We start from the raw sequence: 10,407 nt of genomic DNA, 5'->3' as shown, positions 1-10,407 counted from the left end.
TCCGTATCCTGATCGCCTTCGCAAATCACGCCCATCCCCCGCATGCAGACCTCCAAGATTCCGGCCACCATCGTCACGGGCTTTCTCGGCAGCGGCAAGACCACGCTGCTGCGCCATATCCTCGACAACGCCAACGGGCGGCGCATCGCGGTGATCGTCAACGAGTTTGGCGAACTCGGCATCGACGGCGAGATCCTGAAGGGCTGCGGCATTGGCTGCGACGATGCCGGCGAGCCCACGGGCCAGCTCTACGAACTGGCCAACGGCTGCCTGTGCTGCACGGTGCAGGAGGAGTTCTTCCCGGTGATGGAGCAACTGCTGGAGCGCCGCGGCCAGATCGACCACGTGCTGATCGAGACGTCGGGGCTGGCGCTGCCCAAGCCGCTGGTGCAGGCGTTTCACTGGCCGAGCATCCGCAACGCGTTCACCGTGGATGCCGTGGTGACCGTGGTCGACGGCCCAGCGGCGGCGGCCGGGCAGTTCGCGGCCAATCCGGTGGCGGTGGATGCCCAGCGCCGCGCCGATCCCAATCTCGACCACGAGTCGCCGCTGCACGAACTGTTCGAGGACCAGCTTGCCAGCGCGGACCTGGTGATCCTGAACAAGACCGACCTGATGGACGCCGCGCAGCTGGCGGCCGTGGAGGCACTGGTGCGGCCCGAGATTCCGGCCGAGGTCAAGATCGTGCCCGCGCAGGCCGGCAAGCTCGACGTGGCGATGCTGCTGGGCCTGCAGCGTGCGTCGGAAGAGACGATCCACCTGCGGCCCGACTACCACGGCAGCGCCGACGACCCCGACCATGCCGATCATCATCACGACGAGTTCGATTCCGTGGTCGTGCAGGCCGGGACGGTCGAGCGCGACGCGCTGGTCGCCGCGCTGCAGAAGCTGGTGGCCGACCACACGATCTACCGCGTCAAGGGCTTTGCCACGCTGCCGGGCAAGGCGATGCGGCTGGTGCTGCATGGCGTGGGCCAGCGCTTCGACAGCTATTTCGACCGCGCCTGGCGCGCCGGCGAGCCGCAGGGCACGCGCGTGGTGCTGATCGGGCAGGACCTGGACGGCGCGGCGCTGCAGGCATCGCTGGACGCCGCGCTGGGCGCCACGCGCTGACCACCAGGCGCTGGCGCGATGCACCTGCTGTCCACCCGTCCCGGCGGCTTTGTCGAGGACAACGGCGTCGTGCTGCGCATGGACCAGACGCCGGGCGACATCGTCATCCTCAGCGCGGCCGACACCACGCTGTCGCTGCTGGCCGCTGCGGTGCCCCGGCTCGGCGCCGGCTATCCCACCGTGCGGCTGGCCAACCAGATGTACCTGCGCCAGCCGGCGTCGCTCGATCTCTACGTCGACGAGGTGCTGCAGCACGCGCGCGTGGTGGTGGTGGACCACCTGGGCGGCGCCAGCGACTGGGCCTACGGGCTGGAACGCCTGCCCGAGATCGCGCGGGCGCGCGGCCAGTTACTGGTGATGTTCTCCGGCGACCTGGCCGAGGACGACAACCTCGCGCGGCTGGGCAATGCGCCGGCGGCGCTGTCGCATCAGCTCTGGCGCTACCTGCGCGAAGGCGGCGCCGGCAACGCCGAGCAGTTCTTCCGCTGCCTGGGCCAGCATGCGTTCGGCCACACGGAGCCGGTGCTGCCGGTGCAGGGCCTGCCGCAGGCCGCGCTCTATCACCGCGATCATGGCGTGGCCACGGCCGCCGACTGGCAGCGCGAATGGGCCGCGCGCGGCCTCGGCGGCGCGCCCGTGGTGGCGCTGCTGTTCTATCGCTCGCACCTGCAGGCCGGCAATACCGACGTGTTCGACGCGATGGCCGATGCGCTGCTCGACGCCGGCCTGTGCCCGCTGCCGCTGGCGGTCAGCTCGCTCAAGGAGCCGGTGTGCCGCGACGTGCTGCAGCGGCTGTGCGACGCCCACGCGGTATCGCTGGTCCTGAACACCACGGCCTTCTCGGTGGCCTCGCTCGACAACGCCGGCGAGGCCGACGCGCCGCTGGCCAACGACGCGCCGGTGCTGCAGGTCATCCTGAGCGGCGGCAACCGCGAGGACTGGCTGGCCGACAGCCAGGGCCTGGGCACGCGCGACGTGGCCATGCACGTGGCGATGCCCGAGGTCGATGGCCGCATCATCACGCGCGCCATCAGCTTCAAGGGGCTGGCCTACCGCTGCCCGCACACCCAGGTGGATGTCGTGCGCTACCAGCCCGATGCTGGCCGCATCGGCTTTGTCGCGGAACTGGCGCGCCGCTGGTGCCGGCTGCGCACGCTGCCGGCGGCCGACAAGCGGCTGGCGCTGATCCTGGCCAACTACCCGGCCAGCGAGGGCCGCATCGGCAACGGGGTAGGGCTCGATACGCCGGCGTCGGTCGTGCGGATACTCGCCATGCTGCACGATGCCGGGTACGCCACCGGGCCGCTGCCGGCCGACGGCGACGCGCTGATGCAGGGCCTGACGCGCGGCGTGACCAACGACATCGCGCAGCACGCCGCACGCCCCGCGTTCCAGAGCGTGGCGCTGGACGACTACCGCGCGTGGCTGGCCCGGTTGCCGGCCGCGAACCAGGCGGCCATCGCGCAGCGCTGGGGCCCGCCCGAGGCCGATCCGATGGTCCGCGCCGGGCGCTTCATGATTGCCGGCGTGCGCGCGGGCAACGTGTTCGTCGGCATCCAGCCGGCCCGCGCCTATGGCGTGGACGACTACGCGAGCTACCACGATGCCGAGCTGGTGCCGCCGCATGGCTACCTGGCGTTCTATTTCTGGCTGCGGCACGTGTTCGCCATCGACGCGGTGGTCCACGTGGGCAAGCACGGCAACCTGGAATGGCTGCCCGGCAAGAGCGTGGCACTGGCCGACACGTGCTGGCCCGATGCGATCCTGGGCCCGCTGCCGCACCTGTACCCGTTCATCGTCAATGACCCCGGCGAAGGCGCGCAGGCCAAGCGCCGCGCGCAGGCCGTGATCATCGACCACCTGATGCCGCCGCTGACGCGCGCGGAGAACTACGGCCCGCTGCAGGACCTGGAGCGGCAGGTCGACGAGTACTACGAGGCACTGACCGTGGACCCGCGCCGCGCGAAGCTGCTGCGCAAGGGCATCCTGCGGGCCATCGTCGACCAGCAGTTGCACCGCGAGCTGGGCATCGACGCGCCGGCCAGTGGCGAGGAAGAAGACGCGCTGCTGAACCGTACCGATGCCTGGCTCTGCGAACTCAAGGAGTCGCAGATCCGCGACGGGCTGCACGTGTTCGGCCAGTCGCCGCAGGGCCGGCAGCGGCGCGATACGCTGGCCGCGCTGGGCCGCTTCCCCGTTGGCGACGGCCGCGAAGGCCGGGCCAGCCTGCTGACGGCGCTGGCGGCCGACCTTGCGCTCGGCGACGGCTTCGACCCGCTGGACGCGGACTGGGCCGCGCCGTGGATCGGCCCGCGCCCGGCGTTGCTAGCCGAGGTCGACGCGGCGCCGTGGCGCCACCATGGCGATACGCGCGAGCGGCTGGAAGCGCTGGCGCTGCGGCTGCTGGACGACGGCGCGGCCATCGGGCCGCAGTCGGCGGCGGTGCTGGCGCGCCTGCGCGATACGGTGGCGCCGCGCCTGGACGCCTGCGGCGCGCAGGAACTGCTGCAGCTCGAACGCGGGCTGGCTGGCCGCTTCGTGCCGCCCGGCCCCAGCGGCGCGCCGTCGCGCGGGCGGCCCGACGTGCTGCCCACGGGCCGCAACTTCTACTCGGTCGATACGCGCGCCGTGCCGACGCGCACGGCGTGGACGCTCGGCCTGCGCGCGGCCAGCCAGCTTGTGGAGCGGCACCTGCAGGAGCATGGCGAGTATCCGCGCGCGGTGGGGCTGTCCGTCTGGGGCACGGCCACCATGCGCACGGGAGGGGACGACATCGCGCAGGCCATGGCGCTGATGGGCGTGCGGCCGAAATGGGCGCATGGCAGCCATCGCGTGGTCGACTTCGAGATTTTGCCGATGACCGTGTTCGACCGGCCGCGCGTGGACGTGACGCTGCGCGTGTCGGGCTTCTTCCGCGATGCGTTCGCCAACCTGGTGGCGCTGTTCGACGCGGCCGTGCAGGCCGTGGCCGCGCTGGACGAGCCAGCCGACGTCAACCCGATCCGCGCCCGCGTGCTGGCCGAGCAGCAGGCGCTGGAAGCGCGGGGCATGGCGCCCGACGCGGCCCGCGTGCGCGCGGGATGGCGCGTCTTCGGCGCTCGGCCCGGCGACTATGGCACGGGCCTGCAGGCGCTGGTCGACGGGCGGCGCTGGCAGACCGATGCCGACCTGGCGCACGCCTACCTGCATGCGGGCGGCTATGCCTACGGCCAAGGCACCGAGGGCGTGGCGGCGCCGGACACGTTCGCCACGCGGCTGGCCGGCATCGACGCCGTGGTCCAGAACCAGGACAACCGTGAGCACGACATCCTCGACGCCAACGACTACTACCAGTTCCAGGGCGGCATGGTGGCGGCCGTGCGCCACCTGGGCGGCGCGCAGCCGGCGATCTACCACGGCGACCACGCCAACCCGGCGGCGCCGCGCGTGCGCACGCTGCAGGAGGAAATCGCGCGCGTGATCCGCACGCGGGTGGTCAATCCGAAGTGGATCGACGGCGTCAAGCGCCACGGCTACAAGGGGGCTTTCGAGATGGCCGCCACGGTGGACTACCTGTTCGGCTACGACGCCACCGCGCGCGTGGTGGCCGACCACCAGTACGCGCTGGTGGCCGAAGCCTACGTGCACGACCCCGCCACGCGCGACTTTCTGGCGCGGCACAATCCGCGCGCGCTGCAGGGCATCTGCGAGCGGCTGCTGGAAGCCATGGCGCGCGGGCTCTGGCAGGCGCCGGGCGACCAGAAGGACCGCATCGAACATCTATTGCTCGACAACGAGCAGCATCTGGAAGGCATGCCATGACGAAGACGGCCCTGCGCCCGATTTTTCCGTTCAGTGCCCTGGTGGGGCAGGCGCCGCTGCAGCAGGCGCTGCTGCTGGCGGCCGTGGACCCGGGCATCGGCGGCGTGCTGGTGACCGGGCCGCGCGGCACGGCCAAGTCCACGGCGGCGCGCGCGCTGGCCGAGCTGCTGCCGCACGGCCAGTTCGTAACGCTGCCGCTGGGCGCCAGCGAGGAACAGCTCACCGGCACGCTGGACCTGGCCCACGTGCTGCAGCAGGGCGAGGTGCGCTTCCAGCCGGGCCTGCTGGCGCGGGCGCACGACGGCGTGCTGTACGTCGACGAGGTCAACCTGCTGCCCGATCCGCTGGTCGACCAGTTGCTGGACGTGGCCGCAAGCGGCGTCAACGTGGTGGAGCGCGACGGCGTGTCACACCAGCACGCGGCGCGCTTCGTGCTGGTCGGCACGATGAATCCGGAAGAGGGCGAACTGCGGCCGCAACTGCTGGACCGTTTCGGCCTGGCGCTGGCGCTGTCGAACTATGCCGACCCGGCCGCGCGGCAGGCCATCGTCCGGGCCCGGCTGGCGTTCGATGCCGACCCCGAGGGCTTTCGCGCGGCGGTGGCGCAGCGGCAGGCCGATCTTGCAGCGCGCGTGGCGCGGGCGCGCGGCGCGCTGGGCGGGCTGCCGTTTGGCGACGCCGTGCACGACCGCGTCAGCGCGCTGTGTCTGGCGGCGGCCGTCGATGGCGTGCGCGCGGACCTGGTGATGCTGCGCGCCGCCCGCGCGCTGGCTGCGTGGCAGGGCGCGGCGGCCATCGACACCGGGCACGTCGATGCCGTGGCCGAGCTGGTGCTGCACCATCGGCGCCAGGCGTTGTCGCCCGAAGCGGACGCGGCACAGGCGCCCGCGCCGGACCCGGCGCCATCGAACGACCCGTGGGGCGCGCTGCCGCCGCCGACGCCGCCGGGCATGGCCGACGTCAAGCCGCTGAAACCGTTCGGGAAGCTCGCGCCAAAAAAAGCCTGAGCCACCGGCGGCCGTCTGCGCAGGACCGGCAGGGCGGCCACCGGTGGCAGGCTCCCTTGTCGCCCCGGCAGACGGCCCCCAGTGGCACGCCGGGCACGCGCGTGCACTGGCCGCGCACGCTGGCGGCGCGGCGGCAGTCGACGCTCGATGCGGGCCATCTGCGCTTCCGTCGCACCGCGGCGCGCGCCGGCGTGCTGCATTGCTTCGTGCTCGACTGTTCGGGGTCGATGGCCCACGGCGAGCCGCTGGCGCTGGCCAAGGGCGTGCTGGCGCGGCTGGTGGAGCGTGCCTATCAGGCGCGCGCCGACGTGGCGCTGGTCTGCTTTGCCGGCCTGCAGGCCGAAGTGCGGCTGGCACCGTCGCGCGCGCGGCCGTGGAACGACGACTGGATCCGGCCGATCGCGGGCGGCGGCGGCACGCCGCTGGCGCTGGGCGTGGCGCGTGCCGACCAGTTGCTGGCGCGGCAGGCGCGCCGCTGGCCGGCGCAGCAGCGCTGGCTCTGGCTGCTGACCGACGGCCGCAGCCCCGAGGCGCCCGCGCGGCCGGCGTGGGCCGACCATGCAACCATCGTCGACGTGGAGCGCCACGCCCAGCCGTTGGGCCGCTGCCGCCAGATCGCCGCCGCCTGGGACGCGGACTACCGCACCGCCGAATCGCTGGCGCAGGGCCGCTAAAGTTTCCGGCCGCCCGGGCCGTTAGCCCATCGATAGCCCCGGACAACGCGGGGCGGCAAACGTGGAGCGGAATCGATCATGGCCTGGGACAACTTGAGCATGCGCACCCGGTTGGGCGCGGCATTTGGCGTAAACGTGCTGCTGGTGGCGGCCATCCTGGTGCTGGCGCAGGGCCATGTGTCCGATGGCAGCACGCGTAGCTGGCTCTGGACGCTGGGCATCGTCGTGCTGGTCTTCAGCGTGGTGTGCTGGTTCCGGCTGGCGCGGGCCATCGAGGAACCGCTCAAGGAGGCCGAATTCATCGCCGAGACCGTGGCGGCCGGCGACCTGAGCAAGGATTTCGAGACCGAGCGCGGCGGCGACTTTGGCCGCCTGCTGGGCGGGCTGGGCGAGATGGAGGACATGCTGACCGAGCTGGTGACGCGGATCAAGGCGGCCAGCGATTCGATCTCGTCGGCGTCGCAGCAGATCGCGGTGGGCAACACGGACCTGTCGCAGCGCACGGAAGAACAGGCCGCCACGCTGCAGGAAACGGCGTCGAGCATGGGCGAGCTGACGTCGATGGTCAAGCAGAACACCGAGCGCGCGCGGACGGCCAACGGGCTGGCGGCGTCGGCGTCGGGCATCGCCGAGCGCGGCGGCGCCATCGTCGGCAACGTGGTGCAGACCATGGACGCCATCAGCGCCAGCTCGCGCAAGGTGACGGACATCATCGCCGTGATCGAGGGCATCGCCTTCCAGACCAATATCCTGGCCCTGAACGCGGCCGTGGAAGCGGCGCGGGCCGGCGAGCAGGGCCGCGGCTTCGCGGTGGTGGCGGGCGAGGTGCGCACGCTGGCGCAGCGCAGCGCGGCGGCGGCCAAGGAAATCAACGTGCTGATCAACGACTCGGCGCGGCAGGTGGAAAGCGGCTCGGCGCTGGTCGGGCAGGCGGGGCAGACCATGGAGGAGATCGTGCAGGCGGTGCGCCGCGTGACGCAGATCCTGGGCGAGATCGCCGTGGCGTCCGAGCATCAGAGCGAGGGCATCGAGCAGGTCAACGTCGCCGTGACGCAGATGGACGACGTGACGCAGCAGAACGCCGCGCTGGTGGAGCAGGCTGCCGCGGCGTCGTCGGCACTGGCCGACCAGGCGCAGGTGCTGCAGAAGGTGGTGGGCGAGTTCCGGCTGTAGGCGCCGGGCCGGCTACAGCCGGCTACTGCGCAGCCAGCCGATCACGGGCGCCCAGAACGTCTTCATGCACGTGGCGTCGATGGCGGCGTTGTGCGGCAGGCATTCGAACACCACCAGCCGGCTCGGGCCCTGCGTGGCGCGCACCAGGTGCTCGGCGTGGTGGAACGGGATGGTGGCGTCGCACCGGCTGTGGATCAGCATGACGGGCAGCTTCAGCGCGCGCAGCCGCGCGATGTTGTCCCAGGGGTTGGGCAGCGCCCACGCCAGCCAGCCCGGCACCAGCCCCGTCGCCACGGCGGCGGCACGGGCTGAGCGAAAGCCGGCGCCGATCACCACGCCGTCCGGCAGGGGCTGCAGGCCGCCCAGCACATCGAGCAGCACCCCGCTGCCCAGCGAATACCCCATCACGACATGCCGCGCCGCGCGCGGCGCGGCGGCGCGGAACTGGGTGTAGGCGGCCAGCGCGTCCTGGCGCAGCCGGCGCACGCTGGCGGTGCCGGAACTGGCGCCATAGCCGCTGTAATCGAACACGAACGAACTGATGCCGGCCGCGTGCAGCAGCGCCTGCACGGGCGCCCAGTCGGCCAGAGATTCCTCGTCGCCATGGAAGACCGCCAGCGCGGGCGCCGCCGGGTCTGGCGCGGCCACCCACGACGCGTGCAGCGAGCGGTCGCCGCTGTCGAACCGGAATTGATGCGAGGTGACGCCAAGGTCGTCGGGCGTCAGCGTGCCGGGCTGGCCCGGCCCGAATGCCTCGCGCTCGATGGCGCGGTACAGCAGCAGGCGGCCCATGCCGGCCGCCATCGCCAGGCCGGCCAGGCCCAGCGCACCGAAAAACCAGTGGCGGGCGCTCAGGGGCGTGGGGGGCGCGGGCGGCGCGGTGGGCTCGGTCATGGTGTCGTTCGACGAGAGCGAGTGTGTGATAACCGTAGCACTCGGCGGGGCAATCGTCAGGCGCGGCGGACAATCGTCACGGATTCGGGACGATTTTCTCCTTGTGAATCAATCGTATATCTACGAAATAAAGTCGCTCAATCGGCCCGATAGAAAAGTTTTTGGCCTGGATCGCCATCTTGTCCTTGCGAATCTATCTACAGGTAGATAGTATTCACGCCATGGACAGCGACGCACCGGAACGAACCGGCAAGCCAGCCGAAACGAACCCAGCGCCGCCGTCCACGCAATACCAGAGGTTGCCGTTCCGACGGCGGTTTTTTTAGGTCCGATCCTCTATCTAGCAGTAGATAGCATCACGCTAGCGGGGACTACCGGGCAGGCCGCCGACTTTGCCAAACATCCGGGCAGCACGATCCGCCAACGAACCAGGATCTCGCCGCCCCAGCCAAGGAGAGCATCATGAACGCCAAGACCATCCTGACCGCCGCCGCCCTCGCCGCCGCCTTCGTGACCGGTGCCGCACAAGCCGCCCAACCGCGTGGCGAAGCCTACGGCTACACCTACCGCGTCAACGACGCCCGCAGCACCTTAACCGATGGCGCCCGCATCGGCCAGCGCGATGCCTTCACCGACGGTGCCCGCATCGGCAACCGTGACGCCTTCACCGACGGTGCCCGCGTGACCAACCGTGACGGCCTGGTGGCCGGCATCGCCAACCGCGACGTGTATTCGGGCGGCGCCCGCATCAGCAACCGCGACGGCTTTACCGACGGTGCCCGCACCGCCGACCCGTACCTGGACGGCGCCCGCTTCGTGGCCGGCCTGGACACGAAGGGTGTGTCCGCCAGCCCCGGCCGCAAGGTCGATCCGTATCTGGACGGCGCCCGTGGCAACGGTCCGCGCAACCCGTACTTCGACGGTGCCCGCTCGACCGACGTCTACACCGACGGCGCCCTGGCCTGATCCCGCAGTAGTCGAGCATCGCGTCAGGACCTGACGCCCGCCGACGCAGGCGCGCACCCCAAAAAGGTGCGCGCCTGCCCATTTGTACGGCCGCAGTTGACTCCGGGAAAATCCCGGTTGAGTATCTATCTTCGTGTAGATAAAGTACCAGCCATGAAAACCCAACCCGTCCGCGAGCAACTGCTCGAACATACGCTGGTCCTGATCCGCAGCCGCGGCGCCAACGGCTTCAGCTATCGTGACCTGGCCGAGCTGGTGGGCGTCAAGACGTCCAGCATCCACTATTACTTCCCGTCGAAGGACGACCTGCTGCTGGAAGCGGTAAAGGAGTACAGCCGGCGGATCTCGGAACGGCTGGCGGGCATCGACCCGGCCCTGCCGGTGCTGGAGCAGGCGCGCCAGTACCTGGAACCGCTGCGCCAGACGTGCGGCTCCGGCCAGATCTGCCTGGCCGGCATGCTGTCGACGGAGATCCTGAGCCTGCCCGAGTCGGTGCACCACGTGCTCAAGGAGTTCTATCACATCAACGAGGCGTGGCTGACGCGGCTTCTCGAACGCGGCCAGCGGGAACGCGAGACGCCTTACCCGGTGCCCCCGGCGATGCTGGCGCAGGTGATCTACGGTTCGCTTCAGAGCGGCCTGATCGCGGCGCGGCTGTTCGGCACGCAGGATCGGCTGGAAGCGGCGGCCGAAACGCTGCTCGGCGCCCTGTGCAACAAGCGGGCAAAGGCGCTGCTGGATTCGCAGATCACCTGCGGATCGCTGTAACACTCCCGTCG

8 protein-coding genes are annotated in these 10,407 nt (G+C 71.0%); 7 read left to right on the top strand and 1 reads right to left on the bottom strand.

The features are described 5' to 3' along the window. The first annotated feature begins 42 nt into the window (after window positions 1–42). The 5 genes from cobW (at window position 43) to QTN24_RS10860 (ending at window position 7,768) form a co-directional block, all read left to right on the top strand. A complete protein-coding gene (cobW, locus tag QTN24_RS10880) occupies window positions 43–1,113 on the top strand; it encodes a cobalamin biosynthesis protein CobW (RefSeq protein WP_313836987.1) in 1,071 nt (356 codons plus the stop codon). Between the two features lie 18 nt (window positions 1,114–1,131). Next, complete coding sequence (gene cobN, locus QTN24_RS10875; protein WP_313836985.1) at window positions 1,132–4,914, top strand: cobaltochelatase subunit CobN; 3,783 nt, start codon at window positions 1,132–1,134, stop codon at window positions 4,912–4,914. After that, window positions 4,911–5,921 carry an ATP-binding protein gene (locus QTN24_RS10870; RefSeq protein ID WP_313836983.1) on the top strand — a complete coding sequence of 337 codons (1,011 nt, stop codon included), beginning with the start codon at window positions 4,911–4,913 and terminating at the stop codon, window positions 5,919–5,921. The genes cobN and QTN24_RS10870 overlap by 4 nt, the downstream gene beginning before the upstream one ends. A gap of 56 nt (window positions 5,922–5,977) precedes the next feature. After that, window positions 5,978–6,595 carry a vWA domain-containing protein gene (locus QTN24_RS10865; RefSeq protein ID WP_313836981.1) on the top strand — a complete coding sequence of 206 codons (618 nt, stop codon included), beginning with the start codon at window positions 5,978–5,980 and terminating at the stop codon, window positions 6,593–6,595. A 99-nt stretch (window positions 6,596–6,694) separates the two neighbouring features. After that, entirely contained in the window at window positions 6,695–7,768 is a 1,074-nt protein-coding gene (locus QTN24_RS10860) for a methyl-accepting chemotaxis protein (RefSeq protein WP_124685317.1), read from the top strand. A gap of 12 nt (window positions 7,769–7,780) precedes the next feature. On the opposite strand, the gene QTN24_RS10855 is transcribed toward QTN24_RS10860, so the two are convergent. After that, entirely contained in the window at window positions 7,781–8,662 is an 882-nt protein-coding gene (locus tag QTN24_RS10855; RefSeq protein ID WP_313836980.1) for an alpha/beta hydrolase, read from the bottom strand. Window positions 8,663–9,124: 462 nt separating this feature from the next. Here QTN24_RS10855 and QTN24_RS10850 point away from each other — a divergent pair, with 462 nt between their 5' ends. Continuing rightward, complete coding sequence (locus QTN24_RS10850; protein ID WP_313836978.1) at window positions 9,125–9,628, top strand: copper resistance protein CopQ; 504 nt, start codon at window positions 9,125–9,127, stop codon at window positions 9,626–9,628. Between the two features lie 153 nt (window positions 9,629–9,781). After that, window positions 9,782–10,396 (top strand): TetR/AcrR family transcriptional regulator, encoded by a 615-nt coding sequence (locus QTN24_RS10845; RefSeq protein WP_124685314.1) that lies wholly within the window; start codon window positions 9,782–9,784, stop codon window positions 10,394–10,396. Window positions 10,397–10,407: the final 11 nt, after the last annotated feature.

Origin of the sequence: Cupriavidus sp. SZY C1, from assembly GCF_032190535.1 — a bacterium.
Taxonomy (GTDB): domain Bacteria; phylum Pseudomonadota; class Gammaproteobacteria; order Burkholderiales; family Burkholderiaceae; genus Cupriavidus; species Cupriavidus pauculus_C.
The sequence above is the reverse complement of the archived record's forward strand: the minus strand, read 5'-3'. Positions and strand labels throughout refer to the sequence as shown.